23 protein-coding genes are annotated in these 26,233 nt (G+C 69.6%); 13 read left to right on the plus strand and 10 right to left on the minus strand.

What is annotated here, in order from left to right; translation table 11 throughout:
• Position 1 precedes the first annotated feature (1 nt).
• From UA74_RS28700 to UA74_RS28710, 3 genes are all read left to right on the plus strand, one after another.
• Positions 2–604, plus strand: coding sequence for an RNA polymerase sigma factor (locus UA74_RS28700; protein ID WP_075742971.1), 603 nt, complete (start codon positions 2–4; stop codon positions 602–604).
• Positions 601–1,113, plus strand: a complete 513-nt coding sequence (locus UA74_RS28705) for a carboxypeptidase regulatory-like domain-containing protein (RefSeq protein WP_232237533.1) — start codon at positions 601–603, stop codon at positions 1,111–1,113. Before UA74_RS28700 ends, UA74_RS28705 begins: the two co-directional genes overlap by 4 nt.
• 113 nt (positions 1,114–1,226) lie before the next feature.
• The gene (locus UA74_RS28710; protein WP_083683767.1) at positions 1,227–4,034 is read left to right on the plus strand and encodes a CHAT domain-containing protein; all 2,808 of its coding nucleotides are present in this window, start codon (positions 1,227–1,229) and stop codon (positions 4,032–4,034) included.
• A gap of 242 nt (positions 4,035–4,276) precedes the next feature.
• Here UA74_RS28710 and groL read toward each other — a convergent pair whose 3' ends face one another.
• The 3 genes from groL to UA74_RS28725 form a co-directional block, all read right to left on the minus strand.
• Positions 4,277–5,896 carry a chaperonin GroEL gene (gene groL / locus UA74_RS28715; protein ID WP_075742973.1) on the minus strand — a complete coding sequence of 540 codons (1,620 nt, stop codon included), beginning with the start codon at positions 5,894–5,896 and terminating at the stop codon, positions 4,277–4,279.
• Between the two features lie 268 nt (positions 5,897–6,164).
• Positions 6,165–7,481 carry a serine/threonine-protein kinase gene (locus UA74_RS28720; protein WP_083683769.1) on the minus strand — a complete coding sequence of 439 codons (1,317 nt, stop codon included), beginning with the start codon at positions 7,479–7,481 and terminating at the stop codon, positions 6,165–6,167.
• Positions 7,482–7,588: 107 nt separating this feature from the next.
• Positions 7,589–8,227: an AIM24 family protein gene (locus UA74_RS28725; RefSeq protein ID WP_075742974.1), complete on the minus strand. Its 639-nt coding sequence runs from the start codon at positions 8,225–8,227 to the stop codon at positions 7,589–7,591.
• A gap of 241 nt (positions 8,228–8,468) precedes the next feature.
• Here UA74_RS28725 and moeA point away from each other — a divergent pair, with 241 nt between their 5' ends.
• The 8 genes from moeA (at position 8,469) to UA74_RS28765 (ending at position 16,192) form a co-directional block, all read left to right on the plus strand.
• Positions 8,469–9,704: a molybdopterin molybdotransferase MoeA gene (gene moeA, locus UA74_RS28730; RefSeq protein ID WP_232237885.1), complete on the plus strand. Its 1,236-nt coding sequence runs from the start codon at positions 8,469–8,471 to the stop codon at positions 9,702–9,704.
• A gap of 10 nt (positions 9,705–9,714) precedes the next feature.
• Complete coding sequence (locus tag UA74_RS28735; RefSeq protein WP_075742975.1) at positions 9,715–9,981, plus strand: GlsB/YeaQ/YmgE family stress response membrane protein; 267 nt, start codon at positions 9,715–9,717, stop codon at positions 9,979–9,981.
• Positions 9,982–10,441: 460 nt separating this feature from the next.
• Entirely contained in the window at positions 10,442–12,787 is a 2,346-nt protein-coding gene (locus tag UA74_RS28740; RefSeq protein WP_075742976.1) for an AAA family ATPase, read from the plus strand.
• A 202-nt stretch (positions 12,788–12,989) separates the two neighbouring features.
• Positions 12,990–14,084, plus strand: coding sequence for a quinone-dependent dihydroorotate dehydrogenase (locus tag UA74_RS28745; RefSeq protein WP_198043189.1), 1,095 nt, complete (start codon positions 12,990–12,992; stop codon positions 14,082–14,084).
• Positions 14,085–14,365: 281 nt separating this feature from the next.
• Positions 14,366–14,899: a hypothetical protein gene (locus UA74_RS28750; RefSeq protein ID WP_075742978.1), complete on the plus strand. Its 534-nt coding sequence runs from the start codon at positions 14,366–14,368 to the stop codon at positions 14,897–14,899.
• A gap of 121 nt (positions 14,900–15,020) precedes the next feature.
• Entirely contained in the window at positions 15,021–15,395 is a 375-nt protein-coding gene (locus UA74_RS28755) for a hypothetical protein (RefSeq protein ID WP_083683770.1), read from the plus strand.
• Positions 15,392–15,883 (plus strand): hypothetical protein, encoded by a 492-nt coding sequence (locus tag UA74_RS28760; RefSeq protein ID WP_075742979.1) that lies wholly within the window; start codon positions 15,392–15,394, stop codon positions 15,881–15,883. Before UA74_RS28755 ends, UA74_RS28760 begins: the two co-directional genes overlap by 4 nt.
• A 54-nt stretch (positions 15,884–15,937) precedes the next feature.
• Complete coding sequence (locus UA74_RS28765; RefSeq protein WP_075742980.1) at positions 15,938–16,192, plus strand: hypothetical protein; 255 nt, start codon at positions 15,938–15,940, stop codon at positions 16,190–16,192.
• Between the two features lie 92 nt (positions 16,193–16,284).
• Here UA74_RS28765 and UA74_RS28770 read toward each other — a convergent pair whose 3' ends face one another.
• From UA74_RS28770 to UA74_RS28780, 3 genes are read right to left on the minus strand one after another with little or no spacing between them, the layout of a single operon-like run.
• Positions 16,285–18,708 (minus strand): ABC transporter permease, encoded by a 2,424-nt coding sequence (locus UA74_RS28770; protein ID WP_075742981.1) that lies wholly within the window; start codon positions 18,706–18,708, stop codon positions 16,285–16,287.
• Positions 18,705–19,433, minus strand: a complete 729-nt coding sequence (locus tag UA74_RS28775; protein ID WP_075742982.1) for an ABC transporter ATP-binding protein — start codon at positions 19,431–19,433, stop codon at positions 18,705–18,707. Before UA74_RS28775 ends, UA74_RS28770 begins: the two co-directional genes overlap by 4 nt.
• The gene (locus tag UA74_RS28780) at positions 19,430–19,954 is read right to left on the minus strand and encodes a PadR family transcriptional regulator (protein WP_075744353.1); all 525 of its coding nucleotides are present in this window, start codon (positions 19,952–19,954) and stop codon (positions 19,430–19,432) included. The genes UA74_RS28775 and UA74_RS28780 overlap by 4 nt, the downstream gene beginning before the upstream one ends.
• 432 nt (positions 19,955–20,386) lie before the next feature.
• Between UA74_RS28780 and UA74_RS28785 the strand changes: the two genes are divergently transcribed.
• Positions 20,387–21,166 carry an RNA polymerase sigma factor gene (locus UA74_RS28785; protein ID WP_075742983.1) on the plus strand — a complete coding sequence of 260 codons (780 nt, stop codon included), beginning with the start codon at positions 20,387–20,389 and terminating at the stop codon, positions 21,164–21,166.
• Positions 21,167–21,447: 281 nt separating this feature from the next.
• On the opposite strand, the gene UA74_RS28790 is transcribed toward UA74_RS28785, so the two are convergent.
• Positions 21,448–22,629, minus strand: coding sequence for a pyridoxal phosphate-dependent aminotransferase (locus UA74_RS28790; RefSeq protein WP_075742984.1), 1,182 nt, complete (start codon positions 22,627–22,629; stop codon positions 21,448–21,450).
• A gap of 95 nt (positions 22,630–22,724) precedes the next feature.
• Between UA74_RS28790 and UA74_RS28795 the strand changes: the two genes are divergently transcribed.
• Positions 22,725–23,933 carry a DUF445 domain-containing protein gene (locus UA74_RS28795; protein ID WP_083684184.1) on the plus strand — a complete coding sequence of 403 codons (1,209 nt, stop codon included), beginning with the start codon at positions 22,725–22,727 and terminating at the stop codon, positions 23,931–23,933.
• Positions 23,934–24,363: 430 nt separating this feature from the next.
• On the opposite strand, the gene UA74_RS28800 is transcribed toward UA74_RS28795, so the two are convergent.
• From UA74_RS28800 to UA74_RS28810, 3 genes are all read right to left on the minus strand, one after another.
• Complete coding sequence (locus UA74_RS28800) at positions 24,364–24,876, minus strand: MarR family winged helix-turn-helix transcriptional regulator (RefSeq protein ID WP_075742985.1); 513 nt, start codon at positions 24,874–24,876, stop codon at positions 24,364–24,366.
• Positions 24,877–25,048: 172 nt separating this feature from the next.
• Positions 25,049–25,642 carry a hypothetical protein gene (locus tag UA74_RS28805; RefSeq protein ID WP_075742986.1) on the minus strand — a complete coding sequence of 198 codons (594 nt, stop codon included), beginning with the start codon at positions 25,640–25,642 and terminating at the stop codon, positions 25,049–25,051.
• Entirely contained in the window at positions 25,639–26,082 is a 444-nt protein-coding gene (locus UA74_RS28810) for a hypothetical protein (protein WP_075742987.1), read from the minus strand. The genes UA74_RS28805 and UA74_RS28810 overlap by 4 nt, the downstream gene beginning before the upstream one ends.
• Positions 26,083–26,233: the final 151 nt, after the last annotated feature.

Raw genomic sequence — 26,233 nt, forward strand, 5'->3', positions numbered from 1 at the left:
CGTGAACCACACGCGGGCGGGCCAGTCAGAGCTGTCCTGGCATGAACTCGACGGCTATGAACGGCATGAGGCCTGTCTGATCGCGGCACGCGCGGGCGACCGCGATGCGCTGAATGCGCTGGTCACCGATCTGACCCCGTTGGTCTGGCGCGTCGCCAGGGCACGGGGTCTCAGTACTCCGGTGGCGGAAGACGTGGTGCAGACGGTCTGGCTGCTGCTACTCCGCAGCCTGCACTCGCTGGAAGACCCACGAGCGTTGGCAGCCTGGCTGATCACGACGACCCGGCGGGAAGCCATCCGATCCCTCCGTGGCGACCGAGACCCTTCATTGCCTGCCGACGTACTCGACGACCTACCCACGCAGCACCACCTGCCAGAGCCTGAGGCGCTGCGTCACGATCGTGATCGACAGCTCTGGGCGGCCTTTCATCGGCTGTCTGCGCGCTGCCAAGAGGTGCTGAGCCTGACGGTGTTGGCAGGCCGCGTGGAGTACCAGGGCGTCGCGGACGCACTGCAGATACCTCGAGGAAGTGTGGGACCGACGAGAGGCCGCTGTCTGACGCAGTTGCGGTCTCTGCTCACTGTGGAAGGAGGCTCACCATGAGTCCGACCGGGTACGGCTCCGGGCACCCCCCGGGCGGCGAAGATCCAGTTGACTCGTTTTATCAAGGAGACGTACTGCTGGCCGAGCTGGGCCAACTCTTGGACTACACCGAACCAGTGCCTGCAGGTCTGATCGAGCGGGCACAGTTCGCCATCGAACTGGATAACCTTGACGTGGAGGTCGGCCGTTGGGTCCGCCCTAAGGCGCTTGCTGGGGTGCGCGGTGAGGAGCCCAGCACGATGACCTTCACGGTCGGCGACCTCACACTGATGTTGACGCTTGCCCCCAGCGGTTCAGGTCATCGCTTCGACGGCTGGCTCGTGCCCGGCGGTCCACACATCGTGGAGGTGCGCGTCGCCGGGTACGAGTCCAGCAGGATCGCAGCCGACGAAGGGGGCCGGTTCGCCCTCGACATAGTGCCGAAAGGAACGACTCAGATCCTGGTCCATCTGAGTACGGTCGAGGGCAGGCCCGGCCGAACCATCGCTACTCCCAGCATCGTCTTGTGACATGACCACGGTGGGCGTGATACCGCAGGCTCACCGACGAAGCGGCGCGGGGATCGGGTGGGCCACACCACACTGGTAGGGTCCGCTTCGCCCTTGTCCTTGCTACCGGAGCAATGCAGACGGTGACTGGTCATGACAACCAAGTCAGGCTCCTGCGCCGAGCCGAAGGGCTGCGGACTGCTGCTGCGTCTGCCGCGTCGGCATACCGCCCAGCCGAGGCCAGTCGGCTCCTGCGCCATGCTCTGCGGCTCCTGGACAGCGGCGAGGCGAAGGGCCGCCTCGACGAGAATCTCACAGTAGCGTTCAACCGACTGCGAATTCGGCTGCTAGTCAGTCTGGCATATTCTCAGGACGCGACACGGAGCAACCGTCACGGGTTGAGCATTCTGCGCTCTGCGCAATCCTTGATAAAGGCCCTTCCCGACGCCGGGCAACGCGCTCTGTTCCAAGCTATCGTCGACATCCAGCACGGATCGATGCTTTCTCAGGCCGGCCAGAACGAGCTGGCGATAGACCGCCTCGATCAAGCTGTCACACTCCTTGAACAGACGGAGAGCGCAGACCTGGAAGAGGTGTCTCTCCTCCCTCGCGCCCTACTCAACCGCGCGCTTGCCTTCATCAGGGCAGAGGACCCCAAATCCGCCGTCAGGGATCTCGAACGGTGCCTGGCCTTGGCCGAAGCCAGCGGGTTGCCACTCATCATCGCGAAAGCCCAGCATAACCTGGGCGCCCTGTCGTTGAGAATGGGATCGATCCCAGAATCGATCCGCTATTACGAACAGGCAAACCTGAGCTACAGCAACGTGGCTCCGAACCTGCTTCCCCATATCCAGATGGACCAGGCCGAGGCCCTGTTGGCAGGCGGCCTCGCCGAGGAGGCGGCGAAATACCTGGATGAGGCTTTACCTGTTCTGGCGCATGGCCGCGTACGACAGAATCTCGGCGAAGCCGAGAGTTTTCGCGCCATCGCAGCGTTGCTACTCGGCGATTCGACCACCGCCCGCAGGCTCGCGGCCTCTGCAGAACGACGAATGCTACGGCGCGGCAACCTCAGCTGGGCACGAATGGCCGCTCTCACGCGACTACGCGCCGACACCGCCACAGCCTTCCGCACCGGCCAGGTCAGTGCAGGGCTCCACCGACGCGCATTGCGGCTCGCTGACCGGCTGACGGAACTGAAGCTCACCGACGAATCCGGGGTGGCCCGATCGTTGGCGGTGCGGGCAGCACTCCGACTGGGCAGGCTCGACGTGGCGGCGGCAGAACTGGCGCGGGTTCCCCGTCCCCGGCAGATCACTCCGATCGACCACCGGATGCTCCTGCGGCTCTCGCGGGCCGAGCTGGCCGTGATGCAGGGCGATCGACGGCGGGCCCTCGCCCAGGCGCGCGCCGGTCTGGCGGAGTTGGGGCGGATTCGCGACCGGATGGGCGGGCTCGACCTGGTCAGCGGCACCGCCGTGCACGGCAGGGAACTCGGTGAACTGGCGATCCGGCTGGTCCTCGACCCCACCCGTGGCCGGGTCGATGCGGGCAGGCTCTTCAGTTGGTTGGAACGGACGCGAGCACAGGTGTACCGGTATCAACCGCAGCCGCCCATCGCGGACCCGGTGCTCGCCGAGCGAGTCGACGACTATCGCGTGCTGAGCAAGGAGTTGCAGCAGGCCCGGCTGGACGGCCGGAACCCCGGCGAGCTGGCGACTCGCCATGCCGCCCTCCAGCGGGAGATCACCCGGCTCGGGTGGCAGTCGAACCTGTGGGGCAGCCCTACCCCCATCGCCACGCTCGCCGACGTGGCTCGGCACCTCGGTGATCGGGCGTTGGTGAGCTTCGCCGTCTCCGACGGGAATGCGGTGGCGGTGGTGATCGTCGAGGGTCGAGCCCGGCTGGTCCGGCTCGGGCCCGCAGTGGAGATCATGGCCGCCGCCCGTGAGCTGCACGCCGACCTCGACGCGCTCGCTCCGGACCACCTGTCCGGCCCCCTGGTCGCGGTGATCGCGGGTTCGGCACGCCGCCGCGCCGAACGGCTGGACGAGAAGCTGCTCAGCCCATTGGTCGGTCTTCTCCAACACCGTGAGCTGATCATCATTCCCACCGGGGCGCTGTACGCGGTCGCGTGGGGGACGCTGCCTTCGATGCACGGCCGGTCCCTGACGGTGGCGCCCTCCGCGACGGCATGGCTGACTGCCGACCAGAGAGCCGAGCACGGTCCCGACCATGTACCCCCCGGACGGGCGGCTTCCGAGGTCCCGAAAGACCACGTCACCGAAACGACTGCCGGGCACGCCGCCGGGCCGAGCGCAGGCCGAGCCGTGGATCAGAGCTGGCAGGCCGCGCCGGGCAGCCGAAACGGTCGGGCCGACGGGACGCGCGGCGGCGGCACGGACGACGGTCACGTCGTCCTGATCAGCGGCCCGGATCTGCTCGGCGCTGTGGGTGAGGTCGCCGGGCTCCGCACGCACCATCCGGACGCCCGGGTGCTGGCGGGTCGACAGGCGACCGTCGGAGCGGTCCTCGAAGCGCTCGACGGAGCCCGGCTGGCCCATGTGGCCGCGCATGGTGCACACGAGTCCGAGAACGCGATGTTCTCTCGGCTCGAACTCACCGACGGGTCGCTGTTCGCGCATGAGACGGCACGGCTGCGCCGTGCGCCGGAACGGGTGGTGCTCGCCGCCTGTGAGCTGGCGCTCAACCGCATCCGGCCCGGCGACGAGGCGTTGGGCTTCGCGGGCGCCTTACTGGCCAGCGGGTCCCGCACCGTGATCGCCGCGACGAGCAAGGTCGGCGATCAGGCGGCCGCCGACACGATGGCCGAGTTCCACGGACTGCTCGTCCAGGGACGCCCGCCCGCTGCGGCGCTGGCCGAGGCCGTCGCCCGCGAGCCGCTGCGGCGCCCCTTCGTCTGCCTAGGCTCCGGCACCTGAGCCTGAGCAGCAGGGTGAGTGCCTTCCGGAACTGCCGATGCGGCACGCGAGTGCTCCTCGATCAACCGATCGGCGAGTCAGCCTCGGCGGACTCGTCCTGGAGCAGCTCCGCCGATGCACTGCGGGACGGCGAGGTTTTCGGACGTCACGGGGACACAGCCGACAAGAAGGCGGCCCCGCGAATCTGCCGAAACGCGGAGCCGCCTTCTTCGTGTCGTGCTGTCGTGCGCGTCAGCGATGGATCAGAAGTCCATGCCGCCGGCGTCGGGAGCGGCCGGGGCCTTGTCCTTCTCCGGCTTGTCGGCGACGACGGCCTCGGTGGTGAGGAACAGAGCCGCGATCGACGCCGCATTCTGCAGCGCGGAGCGGGTGACCTTCACCGGGTCGGTGATGCCGGCTGCGACCAGGTCCTTGTACTCGCCGGTCGCGGCGTCCAGGCCCTCGCCCGCCTTGAGACCCTTGACCTTCTCGACCACGACGCCGCCCTCAAGGCCTGCGTTGACCGCGATCTGCTTGAGCGGGGCCTCGACGGCGACCTTGACGATGTTGGCACCGGTGGCCTCGTCGCCCACCAGGGTCAGCCCGCTGAAGGCGGCCTCGGCAGCCTGGAGCAGAGCCACGCCGCCACCGGCGACGATGCCCTCCTCGACGGCGGCCTTGGCGTTGCGCACCGCGTCCTCGATGCGGTGCTTGCGCTCCTTCAGCTCGACCTCGGTGGCCGCGCCGACCTTGATCACCGCGACGCCGCCTGCCAGCTTGGCCAGCCGCTCCTGGAGCTTCTCGCGGTCGTAGTCGGAGTCGCTGCGCTCGATCTCGGAACGGATCTGGCTCACGCGGCCCGCGATCTGGTCCGACTCGCCGACGCCCTCGACGACGGTCGTCTCGTCCTTGGTGACGACGACCTTGCGGGCCTGGCCGAGCAGGGAGAGGTCGGCGGTCTCGAGCTTGAGGCCCACGTCCTCGCTGATGACCTGGCCGCCGGTGAGGATCGCGATGTCCTGGAGGATCGCCTTGCGGCGGTCACCGAAGCCGGGAGCCTTGACGGCGACCGACTTGAAGGTGCCGCGGATCTTGTTCAGCACCAGGGTCGCCAGGGCCTCGGCCTCGACGTCCTCGGAGATGATCAGCAGCGGCTTGCCTGCCTGCATGACCTTCTCCAGCAGCGGGAGCAGGTCCTTGACCGAGGAGATCTTGGAGCTGTACAGCAGGATGTACGGGTCGTCGAGGACCGTCTCCTGCCTGTCGGTGTCGGTGACGAAGTAGCCCGAGATGTAGCCCTTGTCGAAGCGCATACCCTCGGTGAGCTCGAGCTCCAGCCCGAAGGCGTTGCTCTCCTCGACGGTGATGACGCCTTCCTTGCCGACCTTGTCCAGCGCCTCGGCGATCAGCTCGCCGATGCTGGCGTCGCCTGCGGAGATCCCTGCCGTGGCAGCGATCTGCTCCTTGGTCTCGACCTCCTTGGCGGTCTTGAGGAGCTGCTCGGCGACGGCGTCGACGGCCTTCTCGATGCCCCGCTTGAGACCGAGGGGGTTGGCGCCTGCCGCGACGTTGCGCAGACCCTCGCGAACCAGGGCCTGGGCCAGCACGGTGGCGGTGGTGGTGCCGTCACCCGCGACGTCGTCGGTCTTCTTGGCGACCTCCTTGACCAGCTCGGCGCCGATCTTCTCCCAGGGATCCTCCAGCTCGATCTCCTTGGCGATCGAGACGCCGTCGTTGGTGATCGTGGGGGCGCCCCACTTCTTCTCCAGCACGACGTTGCGGCCCTTGGGGCCGAGCGTCACCCGCACGGCGTCGGCGAGGGTGTTCATGCCGCGCTCAAGGCCGCGACGCGCATCCTCGTTGAACGCGATCAACTTTGCCATTGCTGTGTCGTCCTCCGGCAATTGGTCGCTGCGGACGCTTTCACCCCCACAGCAAGGACATGCACGGCCAGGCACGGCGCCCGCGACGGACGACCGGCACGGCAGCCCCTCAGGCAGGACTGTCGCGACTCGATCTCACCGACCCGACCTCTGGCACTCAAGTGTAATGAGTGCCAACCCGTGTTTAGCACTCCGGGGGGTCGAGTGCAAGGTGATTGATCGTCGGTCACCCGGCCGCGAGACGCATCGCACCTCGTCAGAGGAGTTCTCAGTGTTCGGCGGCGTGGTGGTGCGCTGCCTGCTCCTGACGGTCGACGACTCCGCCGACGGCGTCCGTCCGCTCCACGCCCGCCTCGGCGCGGAGCCCCTGATCGTCTGCCTCGGCGCCGTTGATCAACACGATGACGAGCACCGTGACCGCCAGCACCACCGCACCGACCAGGATCGGCAGCACCCATCTGTTGCCGCCGCCGCGCTGACCGGTGAAGCTCGCCGCCGACTGGGCGGGCGAGGGCGGGCGCAGGCGCATCGGCTCGGCCATCGGCGCGCCGCCCACGTACTGCTGGCCCGCCCCCGGCGTCGCCGGGAAGCTCTGCTGGCCCCAGGCTGCGCCCTGTGAAGTCGGACCCGGTGAAGTCAGACCCTGCGGTGCCGAACCCTGTGGTGCGGCGCCCGGCGGAAGTCCGGCGCCGGACAGCGCGGGGCGCGAGCCGGTGTCGGGCTGCGCAGGCGCGGGCGGTTGGTCGGGTCGCGGCGTCGACGCGAGCGCGGTGCGCGCGGTGGCGATCAGCTCGCGACAGTTCGCGTAGCGCTGCTTGGGGTCCTTGTTCATCCCTCGGCGCAGCACCTCGTCGATGGCGGGCGGCAACGCGACCACGGACGTGACCGAGGGCACCGGCTTGGCGAGGTGGCCCTCGATGACCTCGGAGACCTGACCCCGGTACGGCGGCCTTCCGGTCAGGCAGGCGAACAGCACACAGGCCAGCGAGTAGGCGTCGGTCCTCGGGTCGACCGGCTCTCCCCGCAGGTGCTCCGGCGCCGCGTAGGTCGGCGAGCCGAGGAAGTCGCCGCCCTGGGTGCGGTGGCCCGTCGCACCGCGCCGCGTCAGCCCGAAGTCGGCGAGGTAGACGTGCTCGCCGGAGGACTCGCGGCTGGTGACCAGGACGTTGGCCGGCTTGATGTCCAGGTGCACCAGCCCTCGACCGTTGAGCATGTCCAGCGCCTCGGCGACCTGGCCGAGCAGGTCGAGACAACGCGTGGGCGAGAGCGGACCGTCCTTGATCTTCTCGGCCAGATCGGCGCCGTCGACGAGGCGCATGGCGATGTAGAGCAGTCCGTCGACCTCGCCGAAGTCGTACAGCGGAACGACGTGCGCGTGATCGATCGCGGAGGTGTTGCGAGCCTCGTCGACGAAGCGTTCTCGGAACTCGCCGTCACCTGACAGATGCTCTGCGATCACTTTCAGCGCGACTTTGCGACCCAGGCGTTCATCGGTCGCTCGATACATCACGCTCATGCCGCCACGGCCTAGCACGCCGGTGATCCGATAATGGCCCAGACGACGTCCGGTGAGGTCCTCCGACACGCAACGCAGCCTAACGCTCGGTGTATGTGATTCGTGGGCGGTCGACGAAGCCGATCACCGCCATCGACGTGCAGCCTCGCAGAGGGCAACGGTGATACGGCCGACCGTCAGTGGCTCACCGTACGCGCGTTCCTGGTCTGAGTGAGAATCTGTGCCGGTCCGGCGAAATCCGCGACCAGTCCCTCACCGCTGCGCATCGACTGCGTTCCGGATTGGCTGAGCGCACGGACTCGCACCTGAGTCCCTTCGCGGAAGGCCGCGATGTGTCCGGTGTCCAAGGTCACCGCCTCCCCCGCCTTCAGGTTCACCACGTCCAGCATCCCGAAGCAGGCCAACAACAGCGTTCCCGCGCCGAGCGCGTGCAGCAGGAAGCCGTCGTCCGAGCCGAGCACCGCTCGCAGTAGCGGCGACTGCCCGGCGAGGCCGACGGTGGCCGACGTCGCAAGCCAGGCATCGCGATGGACGCACCAGCCGGGCGGACCCGCCAGTTCCAGCGTGTGCAGCTCCCCGGCTCTGTTCGGCGTGACGTCGACCCAGCCGCCCAGGGCAGGGGCGGCGAACTCCGCCGCAGCGGGCCCGCCGCCGAGCTGTCTGTTGGCGGGCTTGGCCGCACCGACCTTCGGCCGGACGGCCATGCCGTAGCTCGTCGCCATCATCGCCCCGACCCGGGTCCTGATCTGCTCGCCGGGGCCGAGCACGAGCCTCGCCACCCCGAACGACGGCGTGTGGCGGGTCACGACCTGCACCGCTTACCTCCTGTGTACAGCCGGTTGGGGTCCCGCGACCCGTTCACCGCGAGCAGGCCCTCGGCCCTGCGGCGTCCGGCGGGCGCGGCGACGTCGTCTCGGGTCCCGCCACGCCGACCGCACCTCGACGGCCGCAGAACCTGGCACCGGCGTCGGCCAGACAGGTCGGCTGGCAGTGTGGCATGTGGCAGACGGCAGGATGACCGGTGTGACGACGCAACCGAACCGGACGTCCGGCCTGATGCCCGTCTCCGCCCATCAGGCCGAGGTGGCGAGCCTGATGGATAGGACCGAGATTCGGCGCCGTCCGCTCATCGAGTGTCTCGGACTGGCGCTGGCCGAGGACCTGACCGCGCCGATCCCGCTGCCCCCGTTCGACAACTCCGCGATGGACGGCTATGCGGTGCACGCAGCCGACGCCGCCTCGGCAGGCGCCGAGAGCCCGGTGACGCTGCCGGTCGCCGAGGACGTCCCGGCGGGCCGGGGCGACGCGCCGCCGCTGCGATGCGGCGAGGCACACCGGATCATGACCGGGGCCCTGCTGTCCGACGGTGCAAACGCGGTGATCCCGGTGGAGTCGACTGACGCGGGCGTCGACCAGGTCACGATCTTCTCCTCGACCACGACGGGCAGACACCTGCGACGAGCGGGCGAAGACGTCGGCGTCGGAGACGTGGTGGCCAGGGCCGGTGATCGGTTGAGCCCGGCCCGGCTCGGCGTTGCGGCGGCCCTGGGCATCGCCGAGTTGTCGGTGCACCGCAGGCCCCGCGTCCTGGTGCTGTCCACCGGTTCGGAGTTGACCGAGCCGGGCAGCCCGCTGGCTCCGGGCCGGATTTACGAATCCAACGGGGTGATGCTGGCCGCTGCCGTGCTGGAGGCGGGCGGCGAGCCCACCCGACTGCGCATCGTGCCCGACGACGTCGCCGAGTTCCGGGCGGCGGTGGAGCCCCGGCTCGGCGACGTCGACCTGCTGTTGACCTCCGGCGGAGTGAGCGCGGGGGCCTATGAGGTGGTGAAGGACGCCCTGGCCGATCAGGGCGTGGAGTTCCGCAAGATCGCGATGCAGCCGGGGATGCCGCAGGGCGCCGGGCGGTATCGCGGGGTGCCCGTGGTCACGTTGCCGGGGAATCCGGTGAGCGCGCTGGTGTCCTTCGAGGTGTTCGTCCGGCCCGCGCTGTTGGCTGCGGCGGGCTTCCGCGAGGTGCTGCGGCCGAGGACGTCGGCGACGCTGGAGGGCGCCGCGCTCCGATCCCCGTCGGACAAGCGGCAGTATCGGCGAGGGCGCTATCACTTCGACACCGGTTCCGTCCGGGTGCTCGGCGCGCCCGGCTCGCATCTGCTGTCCGCGATGGCGGCATCGAACTGCCTGTTGGAGATCCCGCCCGAGACGACCATGGTGGAGCCGGGCGCCCAGGTGACGGTGTGGCTGCTCGACGAGCCGCAGAACAGTGCGGTGCCGCCGTCCGCCGGACAGTAGAGTCGGCCGCATGGGCGTGCTCTCCTGGATCTTCTTCGGTGCGATAGCGGGCTGGGCGGCCAACGTCGTGGTCGGCGGGAAGGACCGCAGACCGCAAGGCTGTCTGGTCAGTGTTCTGGTCGGCGTGGTCGGTGCGGCGTTGGGTGGGCTCGGTTATCAGTTGATCACCGGGCAGGAGATCGGCTTCCAGTTCAACTTCGCGAGTCTCGGTGTCGCCATTCTCGGCGCAATCGTGCTTCTGGTGCTGATTCGCCTGGTCAGCGGCCGACGGCATTGATCGACTTCCCGACGAGGCGATGACCGGCCGTACCGGTTCCATCACGCCTCGGCAATGATCACTAGCCGCGGTCGGGATCACCGTGAAATGATCGTGGTGAGCAGCCAGCCGAGAACATCGACCTGTCACCGCATCGTTCACTCGGGCCGGATCGTCGCCGTCGTTCATCCGACGTGGTGACCGGGGTTGCACCACCGCTGCTCGTCCGAATGTTCACCGGCCGAGAACAGGCCGTCACAGCCGAGAATGGACCGTGTGCCGTCGGGGGGTGCACGGTCCGTTTTCGGTTGTGGGCACAAGGACCCCGCCGCAGGGACATCGCCACGACGCGGCAGCCGCGCTCGGTGCGCGGCCCTCAGCTCTGCGGCAACCGGCAGGCCCGGACCCGAAGTCGCCGTCGCCGCATCGCATTCGCCCACGATGCGGCCCGCCTGCGGCCGGACGACCGTAGGGTGGACCCGTGATCACGCTGACCACGAGACTCTCGCCATCCGCGTTGGACACCCGCCGAGGCGTCGTCCGTCTGCACCGCGAGGTGCTCGACGCGCTGGGCCTGCACGCCTGGGACGCCGTCCGGCTCACCGGCGCCAGGGTGACGGCCGCGCTGGCAGCCGCCATCGAGCCGGGGACCGCGGGCAACACCGGGCCCGGTGTGGTGCTGGTCGACGACGTGACCTTGGCCAACCTCGGACTCACCGAGGGCTCCGAGGTGGTGGTGGCCCCGGTCGAGGTGAGTGCGGGCCGGTCGGTCACGGTGGCGGGCTCGCGCCTCGCGACGGCCGCGCTGTCGCCGGAGACGGTCCGACTCGCGCTCATCGGCAAGGTGATCAGCCAGGGCGACTCGGTGTCCCTGCTGCCGCAGGACCTCGCGCCGCCCGCCGGGGCGAACGTCAGTGACGCACGCCGCCGCCTCTCCGGTGCCATCGGCCTGACCTGGACGAACGAACTGCTGACCATCACCTCGGTCGATCCGCCCGGCGCGATCGCCGTGCAGCCCTCGACGGTGGTGTCCTGGCGAGCCGGTTCGGGCGCGGCCGCGGCCGCAGGCGTCGCGCAGCCGGTGGCCGCAGCCGCCGGGTTCGCCCCCGCCGGTGTCGGCTCGCCCGGCCTGCGCACGGTGCCCGCCCGGAACGGGACGTCGAGTTCGGCGGACGGGACCATCGACGGCGTCGTCGTCTCCCCGTCCGAACAGGAGTCCGGCGAACGTTCCCAACCGCCCGCGATAGCCGACCTCGTCGGCGCCCAGAGCGCGGCGAAGCTGCTGGGCGAATGGCTTCGGCTGACCATCAACCGGCCGGAGCTGCTGGCGAAGTTGGGCGCACAACCTCGGCTCGGCGTCCTGGTCACCGGTCCCGAGGGCGTCGGCAAGGCCACGCTGGTGCGGTCCGTGACCACGAGCGTGCACGCCGATCTCGTCGAGCTGGCCGCCCCGAGCGTCGTCGCGATCGAGGCAGGCGCGGCCTCGCAGCTGGTGCACGACGCGACGGCGGCGGTCCGTGCTGCGGCGCAGCAGGGCAGGTCGGTGGTGCTGCTGCTCACCGACGCGGAGTCGCTGCTGCCCGCGACCGACCCGCCGCCGCTGGCGACGGTCGTCCTCGACGCGCTCCGAGGCATCAGCGGGCTTCCCAAGGTGACGCTCATCGCGACGAGCTCCCATCCCGAGTCGGTCGACCCCCGGCTGCGGGCGGCCGACCTGCTCGACCGCGAACTGAGCCTCGCGCCACCCGACGCGCGCACCAGGACCGAACTGCTGCGGATGCTGCTGCGGGACGTCCCCTCGTCCGACGACGTCGACCTGTCGGTGATCGCCGAACGCACCCCGGGGTTCGTGGCGGCCGACCTGGTCGCCCTGCGCCGAGACGCGGCGGTGCAGGCTGCGCTGCGGCACCCGGAGGCCGACTCCGGCGAGGACGACGGGCCGCGCATCGAGCAGCAGGACCTGCTCGACGCCCTGCGCACGGTCCGCCCCATCGCGATGTCCACCACCGACTCGCTCCAGACCGGCGGTCTGACCCTGGACGACGTCGGGGACATGGCCGAGACCAAGCAGTCGCTGACCGAGGCGGTCCTCTGGCCGTTGCAGTACCCGGACTCCTTCGCCCGGCTCGGGGTGCGGCCGCCGCGCGGCGTGCTGCTGTACGGGCCGCCCGGGTGCGGGAAGACCTTCCTCGTCCGGGCGTTGGCGGGCACCGGGGCGCTCAACGTGCTGTCCGTCAAGGGCGCCGAGCTGCTGGACAAGTGGGTGGGCGAGTCGGAACGAGCCGTGCGCGAGCTGTTCCACCGCGCGGCCGAGGCGGCCCCGGCGCTGGTGTTCCTCGACGAGGTCGACGCACTGGCCCCGCGCCGAGGGCAGTCGGGAGACAGCGGGGTGGCCGACCGGGTGGTGGCGGCGCTGCTGACCGAGATCGACGGTGTGGAGCCGATGCGGGAGGTCGTGGTCGTCGCGGCGACGAACCGGCCCGAGCTGATCGACCCGGCGCTGCTGCGACCCGGCAGACTGGAGCGCCTGGTCTACGTGCCGCCGCCGGACGCCGACGCGCGAACGGCCATCCTCGAGTCGGCGGCGAAGAACACGCCGTTGGCCGAGGACGTCGACCTCACGGCGCTCGCGGCCGGGCTGTCGGGATACTCGGCGGCGGACTGCACGGCGTTGATCCGCGAGGCCGCTTTGACGGCGATGCGCGAGGACCTCGCGGCCGCCGAGGTGACCTCGGCGCATCTGGACACGGCGCGCCAAGGCGTCCGCCCCTCGCTGGACCCGGCTCAGCTCGCCTCGCTGGAGGCGTACGCCGCAGCGCAGCACTGAGAGCCTGTCTTTGATCCCCACTGTCCTGTTGCGCGGGGCCAGGGGACCAAAGACAGGCTCTGAGACCGCAGGCCCGGCCGACCCGGTGGGCGTGGCCCGTTCGACTGCGCCGTCGCAGCGGCGGCGCAGCCCGACGGATCCACGCCCGTCGGCAGGCCGGGTCGATCCGAGGCGCCCGCCACCGGGTAGCGTCCTCGGATTGATGTACCGAGTCCTGTATTCCCTGGTCCTGAGCCGAGTGCCCGCCGAGGCGGCCCACCGGCTGAGTTTCGGTGCGCTGCGGATACTGGCGGCCGTGCCCGGCGTCCGTGCGCTGCTGCGTCGGTGGCTGTCGCCCCGTGATCCCGCATTGCGGGTCCGCGCCCTCGGCCTCGACCTGCCCGGCCCGCTCGGCCTGGCGGCAGGCTTCGACAAGGACGGGCGAGGAGCCGACGCGCTGGGCGCGCTGGGCTTCGGATTCGTCGAGATCGGCACGGTGACCGGACAGGCCCAGCCGGGCAATCCCGAACCCCGGCTGTTCCGTCTCCCGGCGGATCGAGCACTGGTGAACCGGATGGGCTTCAACAACGCGGGCTCCGACGTCGCGGCAGGCACCCTTCGCCGCAGGCCGACGCCACACGAGACGGTCGTCGGCGTCAACATCGGCAAGACCAAGGTCGTCGAGGAGGCCGAGGCCGCCGCCGACTACGTGCGCAGCGCGCAACGCCTCGGGGGCCTCGCGGATTACGTCGTCGTCAACGTCAGTTCGCCGAACACACCGGGCCTGCGGAACCTCCAGGCGGTGGAGCAACTGCGTCCGCTGCTGATCGCCGTGCGCACCGCGCTGGACGAGACGACTCGGCGCCGAGTCCCGTTGCTGGTGAAGATCGCCCCGGACCTGTCCGACACCGACGTCGACGCGGTGGCCGAACTGGCGTTGGAACTAGGCCTGGACGGGATCATCGCCACCAACACGACCATCTCGCGGGAGGGCCTGCGGACCGCCGAGGCCGAGGTCGCGAGGCTGGGCGCAGGCGGTCTCTCCGGGGCGCCGGTCAAGGCCCGATCCCTTGCGGTGCTGCGCAGGCTCCGGGCGAAGGTCGGCGATCGACTGGTGTTGATCGCCGTGGGCGGCATCGAGACCGCCGACGACGTCTGGGAGCGCATCACCGCCGGAGCGACGCTGGCGCAGTCCTACACCGGGTTGATCTACGGCGGCCCGCTGTGGCCGCGTCGGATCCACCGGGACCTGGCCAGGAAGGTGCGGGCGGCCGGGCTGGCGAGCATCGGCGACGCGGTGGGGACGGACCGGGGCTGAGGCGGCTGAAGCCGATCCCGGGGAGCTGATCGGCTGACGTTGATCGGCCCGCGTCGACGCGCAGGCACGGTCGTCTCGGTGCTGATCGTCGCGGTGCCGATCGTCTAGCGAGCGACTCTCCCCGACAGCACGTCGGGCTTCGGGGTGTCTCCTCACCCGTCCGGGTGCAGTTCCTTGACGGTCTCCGCAACGGGCCAGCCACCATGGATCACTGACCGTGATCACCAAGGGGGCGACCCTGTGACCGTGCCGCCACCGCCGCCGAGGCCCGGACGGCGCCCATGACCTCTATGCCCGAGGTCATCGCCCGACTCCGCGCCGCCCTCACCGGCCTACGACCCGACGAACTCCGCGAGATCCACCACCACCTCACCGACAACCTCCAACCTCTCCTCACCCAACTCGCCACCGAGACCACCAACCCCGACCTCGCCGCCACCCCCGAACTCCTCGCGAACGCCCTCACCGCCATCGGCAACGCCGCCGACCTCTACGACCACGCCACCCACCTCACCCACTCCTACATCGCCGACCACGACACCGAACCCGCAATCTCCGTCGCCGCAACGGGCCGGACGACGGAGTCCGCACCACCGCACGAGAAGGCCGCCCCGGCCCAACCAGGCCGCTGGAAGGGCAAGACCGCCACGGAACATGCTCGGACCAATGGCGAGGACATCGGTCGAAAGGCGCCTGGATCCAAGAAGTACGCGACGCGGGAGGTACGTAGCGTGGCAGAGCTTGACGAGATATTTATGGAGCTTTCCCGCAGCGGTGAGAAAATTGACCTCCCCCACCTACAAGGGGGACGATGACAAGGCTTCCCGACGGGACCAAGATCGGTTACCGAACCAAGGCTTCGACATCGCCCGACCCAACGATTGACATCACGACAGAAAAGATGGAGAAGTTGAAGATCCATGTCAACCGGGAGAAATGGTGTTTGTAATCAACGATGAAATTCTCGAAGGGGTCATGGAAGTCGTCGAGGACGACTACCTCGACATGACTGACATCATGTCGCTCCTCCGCGAGCAGACCGACGACGTTCCCTCCCTGCTACGCATCGCCGCCATCGTCGCCGAGCATGTAGTCATCACCGGCAGAGTCGTACCAGGCGACCTCACCGACGAAGGCCTCATCCCCTGGCCGACCTCACCCCGAGACTCGGCCGCGCGAATAGTCGCGGAAGCGAATTCCCAAGCCGACGAAGAGCGGGAGGTGTATCCGGGAGATATCGCCTGGTTTGACCTGCCCCGACGTGTCGCGGCCAGAGCGGCGGGAGACGATCCTGCTGCGCCGCGCGCGTGACCTCTTCTCAACTGACTCCCGACCACACAGTCGAACAGCTCCATCGACCCGACATCGATATCAACACCGCCACTGGCAAGCTCAAAATCCACGTGGATATGGACAATCGGGAGCCCACTAGGATGATCGACAGCGAGATAATCGAGGGCGTCATGGAGGCCGCCGAGGACGACTACCTGGACCTGACCGATATCATGCATTTCACCCATCGCCTGACCGCCAGCCAAGCTGAGGCGCTACGAATGGCAGCGGCCATCGCGAGCCACCTTATTCGCGCTGGCCGGATAACGCCGGGAGACCTGACCGACGACGGCCTCGTTCCCTGGCAGATGTCACCGGAAGAATCCGCGCAACGCATCACCGCCGAAGCCGAATCCTGGGACGAACCGAACAGAATCGTCTACCCCGGCGAGATCGCCTGGTTCGACCTCCCCTGGCGTATCGCGGCGAGAGCGGCAGGAGAGGACCCTGCGGCGCCCCGCACGTGACGACCCCGCCCACTGACTCCCGACCGCAGGAACAACACGCGAACAGGTGGTCTCATGCACTCCGCCGGTTACCTTCTCGATCGGCTGACGACCGTGGCCTCGGACCTGCCGGTTCCCCGATTGACGGCGAACCGGACGGCAGGCGTCGGCGCCGCTGCGGAGCTTCGCGAGGCCTGGCAGGGCAGTGTGGACGAACGGGCGTGGGAAGCCGTCGGTGCACTGAGCCGGGCGGCCGAGGAGTTGGAGTCCGCGTTCCTGCTCCTGGTTCGGCTCGACGAGTCCGTGCGGGCCTATGCCACGGTCCTCTGACCAGAGTCGACACCGCCTGCCGCAGCAGCCCCCACGCCCAGGACCGGGGCCCGACCCACCAGACCTGGCGGGCCGGGCCATCGCGGTAGGGACTACTCCGTCCGCAGCTCTTCCGGCCGAGTTGCCCGCCGCAGGCTGGACAGCGTGCACAGGGTCACGATCACCGTGACGATCAGGGCGGCCAAGGCCATCAAGCCGATTCCCGTCAGGCTGAATCGCGGAACCTGCTCAGAGGGCAGGAGTGTCAGCACCGCCATCGTGACCCCGATCACCGCTGCGATCACCAGCCCGGCCGCCACCGGGATCACCGTCTGCAGCAGCACGGAGATCGCCAGGGTTCGGCGCGGCGCTCCTACTGCGGAGATCACCGCCAACGGCCTCCGTCGCTCCCCGATCTGCTCGATCGCCACCACCAGCAGGCTGCTGCCGATCAGGGAGAAGGTCAGCACTCCGGCCACCAGTAGCGCAAGCAGAATGGTGTCGAGCGTCTGCTGTTCCGCACTGACGCTCGTCGTGGGCAGCGCCCGGCCGAGGTCGGCGACCTGCGCGAGGGCATCGACATCGGACACCGCGATGAGGGCCGCCTCGGCGGCGTCACGGTCAGTGGGGTCGACGGCGATGATCAGACGTTGGTGGAGGAGGTCCAGGGGAGGCAGTTCCCCTGCCGCCTCGGGAGTGAGCAGTACTGCAGGGGCATCGTAGTCCATCCAGAAAAAGCGTTCCTGACTCCAGGGGATCGATTGTGCATCCGCCGGAATGGTGAATTCCGAGCGCCCGTAGTCCGGGTTGTTCTCCGCCTGGAAATGCTCCCCCACGATCGGCGCAACCCCGTCAGGACGGTCCTGACCTTCCTGGTCAGTCAAGACGAAGGAATCCCCCGGCTCGCAGAAGGGCAGGGCGTTCAGCTTCGCGAGCTGCTCGCAGTCGGCGACGACAGCCTGGTCCCGTCGCTGATATCCACCAACGTCCTGCATCAGGTTGATCGTCCAGCCGACGAACATGTCGTCGACGGCAGGTTCGGCTGCTAAGGCGGCGACCAGGTCCTGAAAGCTGGGTTCGGTGGAGTCGTCAAGGTCCGAGTACACGGAGAAGAGCCCTCGTTCACTCTGGGGAATCAGATGATCCGAGTGATCAGCGGATTCGAGCCGCTCGGCGCGGGCCGCCTCGTTCGCGCGGACCTCCGCCTGCGAGGTGGCCACGATCGTCTGTAATCCGATCATGCCTGCCAGGATCACCGCGACTCCGCTGACTGCGCGGGCCGCCGTGCCGGAATCCAGCTGAAGCCTGCGCACCGCGAGCTGCCAGGGCAGCGGGCCTCCGCGCAGCCGGGCGACCGCCCGCTCCACCAGCCAGGGAAGCAGGGCGGGCACCCCGATGAGCAACAACGCCACGGACAGGCTGAAGAGCGCCGCCGACTCGACCGAATCGGACGCCCATCGAGGGTTGGCGTAGACCATGCCGACCGCGCCTGCGACGACCGGCACGAGGCGCCACCAGAGCCTCCGGCGGACGGGCCGGGTCCGGCGGACCACCCCCAACGGTTCGATGACCGTCCGCCGCATCGCCGCGACGGCCGTCGTCACCGCGACGGCAGGCAGCCCGATGACGATGGCGAGCACCGCCCACCAGGCGGGGACCAGGTCCGAGGCGAAGACCCCGAACTCCAGGATGCTGATCTGCTCCAGCAGAACGCGAGCAGGGAAGAACGCCAGGAAGCCGACGATCAACCCGCCGACGGCGCCGAGGAGTGCTTCGCCTGCTGCGATCCGCCGGACCTGCCCGGCGTCCGCGCCGACGAGACGCAGCGCCGCCAGCCGTCGGTCGCGGGCGGCCTCGGCCAGTCGGGTGCTGCTCGCCACGAACACGACGACGGGCACCACCATGACGGCGACGCCGACCAGCAGGATGATCATCGCCGTCGGTGTGATCTGACCGAAGCCGACCCAGCCGTCGAGATTGAATCCACGCACAGCGGTGTCGGGACTGCGGTCGCTGAGCTGATCGGTGCCGACGTAGGCGATGACCTCATGCGGGTCCAGCAGGCCGTCGCGGCCGATCACGCCGACGACCTCGTCGCCGAGACGCCGGCTCAGTCCCGCGCCGTCCGGCGAGTTCAGCAGTTCGGCGAGGGCGGGCGAGGCGACGATCTCACCCGGTCCGGGAAGCCGTTCGACTCCGGGCGGCGGCTCCGGGCTGTTTCCGGCGACGTCGACGAAGAAGGCTCGAAACTGTGTTCCACCGTGGTCGATGTGGTTCTCATAGATGTGAAGCGCCGTGCTGGGATCGGTGATCTCGAAGCCTCGGTCGGCCGCCCGTGCGGACTCCCGCGCGGCACGCTGCTCGACCACCGAGCCCGCCGAGGCCAGCAGTAACAGCACCGCCACGCCGAGGCCCGCGCCGATCGCGGTCAGCGAGATGCGGCCCCAGGGGGTCCGACTGCCCCCGACAGCCAGTCGGACCCCCAGGGCCAGGTCTTGGGCCCATCGGCGCAGCACGCCGCGTCGGTCACCGTTCATCGGGCGAACTCCTCCGCCTTGATCTCCCCCGACCGGGTCATGCCGTCGCGGACGATGACCTCGCGGTCGGCGAAGGCGGCGACGGTGGGTTCGTGGGTCACCAGCACCACGGCGGCGTCGGTCTCCCGTGCCGTCTCGGTGAGCAGGGTCATGACCTGCTCGCCCTGCAACGTGTCGAGCGCGCCGGTCGGCTCGTCGGCGAAGATCACCTTCGGACGCGCGACCAGCGCCCGTGCGATCGCCACCCGCTGCCCCTGGCCGCCGGAGATCTCACCGGGCCGGTGGTCGGCGATGTGTGCGACGTCGAGACGGTCGAGCCACCCCTTGGCGTCGACGGCGGCCTGTCTGCCCTTGACACCGCACAGCCGCAGCGGCAGCGCCACGTTCTCGACGATCGACAGCTCCGGCACGAGCTGCCCGAACTGGAAGACGAAGCCGAACTCGCTGCGCCGCAGCGCGCTGCGCTCGACGTCGGTCATCGCGGTCACCTCACGCCCGGCGAAGGTCACCGACCCGGACTTCGGGCTGAGAATGCCCGCCAGGCAGTGCAGCAGGGTGGACTTGCCGGAACCGGACGTGCCCATCACGGCGACGATCTCGCCGGGACAGACCGACAGCCCCGCTCCCCGCAGGGCACGGGTCTGGCCGAAGTCCAGGTGCAGGTCGGCGCCGGTGAGGATCGGTGCACCCGAGGTCGAATCGGGCTGGTCGGACGCGGTGGTCATGACTGAATCTCCTTGGCCAGCGGCCCGAGACGGGAAGCGGCGAGGTCGAGCCACTTCAGGTCGGCTTCAAGGTGCAGGAGCGCGAAGTCGAGGACGATGTGGTCCGTGACCTCCGCGCCGCGCTTCCGGCGGGTGAGGTCGCGCATCACCGCCAGGTGAGCGGCCCGCTGCGCGTCCAGCAGAAGGGTGGCGTCCCGCCCGGACATCAGGGCGAGGACGACCTTGGTGTAGAGCTTGTTCTGGAGATAGGAGTCCGGCTTCTCCGGCGTCTCCAACCAGGCGGTGACCTGCGCCAGGCCCGCCTCGGTAATGGCGTAGCGCTTACGTTCCGGCCCGTCGCCCGCCTCGATGCCGTCGATCTCCACCAGGCCGTCGCGGAGCAGCCGCGCGAGGGTCGAGTAGACCTGCCCGTAGTGCAGCGCACGGTCCCGACCGAAGCGTTCGTCATAAGCGCGCTTGAGGTCGTACCCGTGCCTCGGCCCGTTCTCGAGCAACCCGAGAAGGGTCTGGCTGATTGACATGGTCACACAGTACACCGGGTGTATACACCTGAGCTATACACCCGGTGTTCTTTGCGCGGCCCGCGCCGAGGACGAAGGCAGGCACCCGCCTCAGCAGGCGTAAAGGCAGCAGCACTGCCCGGCCGGATCGGCATCGACGCGGCAGCCTCGGGAAGGCTCCGCCACCAGGACTCGCGCACCGATCGCCACCACTCGCGCGTGCTCGACGATCAGGTCGTCCGCCTCGACTCCTGACGGGAGACCCCTCGACACATGACGGCGGTCAGTCGTGCGGTGGACCGGCGGCACGCGGGCAGCCATCACCCGGCCCAGTGATCCGCACGCGGGCGCCGCTCACCCCTTCGGGCGTTCTCAGTCGATCAACGGAGCCCGTCCCACCTGCGAAGGCTCCAAGCGCGGACTCAGCGGACGACGACATCGGAGGTAGGAGACGTGCGACCCCACTCATCGACGGGAGACGTCGAGCGGCTGGTGCTGCGTGCCATGGACGGCGACCGGACGGCCTGGCAGGACCTGGTTCGGCGCTACTCGCGACTGATCTGGGCGGTCGCCAGAGCACACCGACTGCCCAACGCCGATGCCATGGACGTCTGCCAGGCCACCTGGCTGCGGCTCACCGAACGGCTGGCCTCGTTGCGGGAGCCGAAGAAGCTCCCCGGCTGGCTCATGACCACGGCCCGCCGCGAGTCACTGCGCATGGTGGCCCTGCGACGTCGCGAACAGACCTGGGAAGAACACCCCGCAGAGCCGAGACAGGCCGATCGGCCGATGGAGGAGACGCCGGAGAACGTCGTCCTGCTCGCCGAACAGGACCGCGCGCTGTGGCAGGCGTTCAACAGGCTGCCCGCCCGATGCCGCAGGCTGCTGCGCGCGATGGCCTTTCATCCCGACTGGACGTACGCCCAGGTCGGGGAGGCGATGAACATGCCTGCCAACAGCGTCGGTCCGACCAGGAACCGGTGTCTCGCCCGGCTTCGCGCGCTGGTGGGCCCGGCCACTGCACGGTCGGCCCGCTCGAGCGAGTCTGCGGCAGGAGGGCGGGTCCCCCACCGCGACGCAGCTGCTCCCGGGGACGCAGGCGAAGGACGTCCCGGTCTCGTCCGACACGACGACCCGGCGCCCGCCCCCGATGCGGCCCGGACCGCCGTCGGCCTCGGAGCACCGGGACCGGGATCAGGCCCCGTCGCGCCCGACACGGTGCGGTCCGAGTGAACGAGGGCGATCAGGGCCTGCTGAGCAGACTCGCCGCCCTCTTCGACGAGCTGGACCCGCCGCCGCCCTCGGTAGGTCGTCGGGCAGCGGCCGCCTTCTCCCTCGTCGGCCTGCGGCGGCAGGCAGGCCGCGCACCTGCCAAGTCGCCGGTCCCGAGCAGGCAGGCGGCCGACACCCGGTCGAGCCAGCGAGCCGCCGATCCGGCCGCGCCTGCGGTCGTCGGGCACCACCCGGGCCCGGCAGGCACCGATGCCCGCCGTCATGCGGGCACGACACCGACCTCAGAGACGCCGCAGCCTCCGCAGCGCCTCATCGAGGATCTCGTTGCGCTTGCAGAACGCGAAACGCACCAGGTGACGAGCCATGTCGGGCTCGTCACAGAACGCCTGCACCGGAATCGCCGCCACCCCGATCTGCTCGGGCAGTGCCCGGCACAGGTCGGCACCGTCGGTGAAACCCAACGGCCGGACGTCGGCACACACGAAGTAGGTGCCCTCGCTGGGCAGCACGCCAAAGCCCGCCGTGGCCAGTCCCTCGCTCAGCCGATCCCGCTTGGCGGCCAGGTCCTTGCGCATCCGCTCCACCCAGTCGAGCTCGTGCCGCAGGGCGTGCGCGACGGCAGGCTGGAAGGGCGCACCCCCGGTGAAGGTGAGGAACTGCTTGGCGGCCTTGACCGCGTGGACCAGCTCGACGGAGCCGCAGACCCAGCCGATCTTCCAGCCGGTGGCACTGAAGGTCTTGCCTGCGCTGGAGATCGCGAGCGTGCGCTCCGACATCCCCGGCAGGGCGGCCAGCGAACGATGTCGATGCCCTTCCCTGGCGTCGTCGAAGATCAGGTGCTCGTACACCTCGTCCGTGATGGCCAGGAGGTCGTGCTCACGACACACCTCGGCGATCCCGGCCAGCTCCGCGCTGCTGAAGACCGTTCCCGTGGGGTTGTGCGGTGAGTTCACCAGGATCGCCCTGGTGGCGGGGCCGACGGCGGCGCGAAGGGCGACCAGGTCCAGCTCGAAGCGCCCGGTGTCGGGGTTCGCCCGCAACGGCACCGCCCGTCGCACCCCGCCCGCCATCGCGATGGCCGCCGCGTAGGAGTCGTAGTACGGCTCGATGACGATGACCTCCTCACCCGGCTCGACCAGCGCCAACAGGGCGGCGGCGATGGCCTCGGTCGCACCCGTGGTGACCAGCACCTGGGTGTCGGGGTCGTACTCGGTGCCGTACTGCGTCAGCCGATGATCCGCGATCGCCTGCCGCAGTTCTGGCCTGCCGAGACCCGGCGGGTACTGGTTCACGCCCTCCGCGATCGCCCGACGGGCCATCTGGAGCATTCCCATCGGCCCGTCCGTGTCGGGGAACCCCTGACCGAGGTTGATGGCGCCGGTTCGCACCGCCGAGGCGGTCATCTCGGCGAAGATCGTCGACGTGAACGGCTGAAGTCGGGAGACGAGAGCAGGTGTGCGCACAAGTTCTGATCCTGTCAGGCGTCCTGGTGAGCGAGAATCGACCCGTGCAGCCACTTACCGCGAGCGAGTTGGACAAGCGCAGCAGCCTGCGCCGGATGAAGGCGGCCGCCACCGGGTTACTGCTGGTCGCATCGGTGATCTACGTGATCGCCCGATGGCAGGAGAACCAGGGCGCCGCCGCCTGGGTCGGCTACGTGCGTGCCGCGGCCGAGGCGGGCATGGTCGGTGCGCTCGCCGACTGGTTCGCGGTGACGGCGTTGTTCCGCCGACCGCTGGGCCTGCCGATCCCGCACACGGCGATCATTCCGACCCGGAAGGACGCTCTCGGCAAGAGCCTCGGCGACTTCGTGGGCTCCAACTTCCTCTCCGAACAGGTGATCAGGGAGAAGCTGAAGCGCGCCGAGGTCGCCAGGCGAGTCGGGACGTGGCTGGCGAAGCCGGAGAACGCCGCCCGGCTCACCTCCGAGCTGGCGGCGGCCACTCGGGGCGCGGTGACCGTGCTGCGAGACGAGGACGTCCAGGCCGTGCTGGAGCAGGCGCTGCTCCGCAAGCTCGTCGACCGCCCGTGGGGCCCGCCGATCGGCAAGGTCCTCGAACAGGTCGTGGAGGAGCGGTCACATCACCGACTGGTGGACATGCTCTGCGACCGCGCGTACGAGTGGGTGGAGCGCAATCGGGAGAGCCTGCGCGGGCTGGTGAGCAAACGGGCGCCGTCCTGGTCGCCGAGATTCGTCGACGACATGGTCGGCGATCGGATCTACAACGAGATCCTCGCCTTCGCCTGGGCGGTCAAGACGGACAAGAACCACGAGGTCCGGCAGATGCTGGACAAGTTCCTCACCGAGTTCGCCTCCGACCTGCAGAACGATCCGGTCGCGATGGACAAGGCGGAGCAGTTCAAGCAGCAGGTCCTCGACCACCCGGCGGTGCAGAACCTCGCGGGCTCAGTCTGGAGCAGGATCAAGCAGCTCATCCTGGACGCCGCCGAGGACCCCTCCAGCGAACTGCGTCTTCGGGTGGAAGGCGGGATCCGCTCGCTCGGCGAGCGGCTGGTCAAGGACGACGCGCTGCGGGCGAAGGCCGACGGGTGGCTGGAGGGCGCCGCCGTCTACGTGGTGACGAACTACCAGGGAGAGATCACCACCTTGATCAGCGACACGGTCGAACGCTGGGACGGCGAGGAGACATCCCGCAAGATCGAACTGCAGGTCGGCAGGGATCTTCAGTTCATCCGGATCAACGGCACGGTCGTCGGCGCGCTCGCTGGCCTGGCGATCCACACGATCTCGCAGCTGCTGCTGTGAGCGGCACATCCCGGTTGGCGCGGGAGACTGCCTGCGTTGCTGCCGCGCTCGACGTCGTCCGAGGCGGCGGCCGGGCCGGGCCGGACGGCAGCGGCGACCGGTGAGGTCGGCGGGGCGTCCGGAGCCGCACTGCTCCGGACGGCTCGCGCCACCGGGTCGCCACGCAAGCACGCCTTCGCCGATCCGGCCGGTCGGCCGTCTCGTGCGCGAGCCGCGAACAGCGCCCGATCGCCGGGCGAACGCACCGAACACGCTGTCTCGGCATCCGAAGCCGAGGTCCGTGTTCGTCGTCACGGCCGCCACTCGTCACCGCGTCGGCGATCCGGCCGCGTCCCGCCGGCGCCGCGACCGGCTCCCCGGGCGACCTCGGAGTCTGTCTTTAATCCCCACTTTCCTGTTGCACGGGGCCAGGGGGATCACAGACAGGCTCTCAGACGTCGCAGGTCTCGGGCACCGGGCTGCCGCCTGCTGTCGTCGGCTCAGCGACACCGACGATCTGTCGGTCCGACTCCCGCGAACCCGGCGTCGTGCATCGCATCCGCCGTAGCAGCCCGCCCAGGGTGCCGCGCTCCTGCGCCGTCAGCGGCGCGGCGACACCGTCGGTGACATCACGGACATCGCGGCGCGCGGCGCCCACCCGATCCCGACCGTTGATGGTGAGTCGAACCCGCTCGTCCACGCCGCAGCCCTCGACGAGCACCAGGCCTGCGTCGACGAGGCCACGCAGTGTGTCGCGAAGCCCGACGGGCGACACGCGGCCCTTCAGCGCCACGACGGCCTGGGGCTCCGGGGCGGCGAACAACGCGGCGAGCAGGTGATACTCCGGAGTCGTCAGGCGGTAGCGGGTGGCGAGGAGCTGATCGAGGGCTTCGGTCGCCGTGAGATAGAGCGCGCTCAGCGCCTCCCACAGGGGTGCGTCGACGTCGTGATCGTCGACCGTCATCGTTCGGGCCCTTCCCGTCGGCTGGAGAGTCCGTGCCCGGTGCCTGCTGCCTCGCCGGCGAAGCGCGGACGAGGCGGCTCGGGTTCCGGCCGGACATGCGGTCGAACTCCACGACTGTGAAGAGGGTCTGGTGCGCACGCGATCCGGCGCCGCACGGCGCCGACTCAGCGCATCAGTCGTCGCAGAGCCTGCCAGGAACGAGCAGGCTCGGGCGAGCAGGGGCGGCGTCGAATTCGCGGTCCTCCGCGCGGTGGCATTCGAGCAGGGCGTCGGACCCCGACGACGTCAACAGGCAGCAGGTGCACGGCACGCCGTCACCGGGATCGACGATCTCGACCATCGTCCGAGGGAGCGCCGCACCGCAGGACGCGGTGAGGGTCGGCCCGGCCAGCGGCAGTCGGCAGAGATGCACCGGCTCACCCGGTGAGAGCCGCACCGCCATCAACGGAGGCGCCGTCCCGGCGCTTCGGTGCGATTCACCGGCGGCCGAGGAGTCCGCAGGCGTCCGATCGAGGTCCTCGGCCTGCGTGTCGAGCAGTGTCGCGGTGAGGACGTCCTGGCAGAACGGACAGTCGGCGGTGTACGCGGCGGGCACGCCGGGCAGCACCTCGGCGGGCGGCGGGCCGACCGTCAGCCGGACTCCGCACAAGGCGGTCAGCGCCGCACCGTCCTCGGGCGGACCGTCGTCGACCAGTGCGAGATGCCGGTCGAGGATGATCCCGGCCTCGGGGAGCGTGTCCTGTTCGATGAGCATCGGGCCGGTCATCGGGGATGCACCGCCCGAGGGACGTCCACCGCCCGCCCACTCGGTGCGGGCGAGCCGCCCCGAACCGGAGACGCGAGCAGCGAAGCATGGTCGGCAGCGTGTCGGGCCGTTGCGGGGGATGCGCTCTTCGACAGCCGAGCCGACCCGCCGTCACACCGCCGGAGGATCGCCGCCACGCCGAAGACGTCCTCCCCCTGGTCGACCGACACCCCCGCAGGCACCCCGGCAGGCACCTCAACGGGCGGCTCGGCAGGACCTCGGGAACGCATGCGCAGCCTAGACACCGGGGCCTGCGGCGACACCGGGGCCTGCGGCACGGCGGGCCTGCCCGGCCGAACAGTCTTCTCGATTCCGACGATGCTGAACCAGATCAGCAACGAACCGCCGATCAGCAGCCCGCAGCCACCGAGCACCGTCGCGGTCACCTCGTCGATCACCATGGTGCCTCCTGATCAGGAAAGGCCGCTTCTCACCTACGTGATCGTCGCCGTCGAAACGATCCTCAATGCCCTGATCGGGTACAGAGATCATCTGCCGAGAGGCTGCCGACCAGCACCGCCGCTGGTCGGAGCCCCGAAGACCCTCAGCGGA

The sequence above is a fragment of the Actinoalloteichus fjordicus genome, from assembly GCF_001941625.1.
In the GTDB taxonomy this organism is placed as follows: domain Bacteria; phylum Actinomycetota; class Actinomycetes; order Mycobacteriales; family Pseudonocardiaceae; genus Actinoalloteichus_A; species Actinoalloteichus_A fjordicus.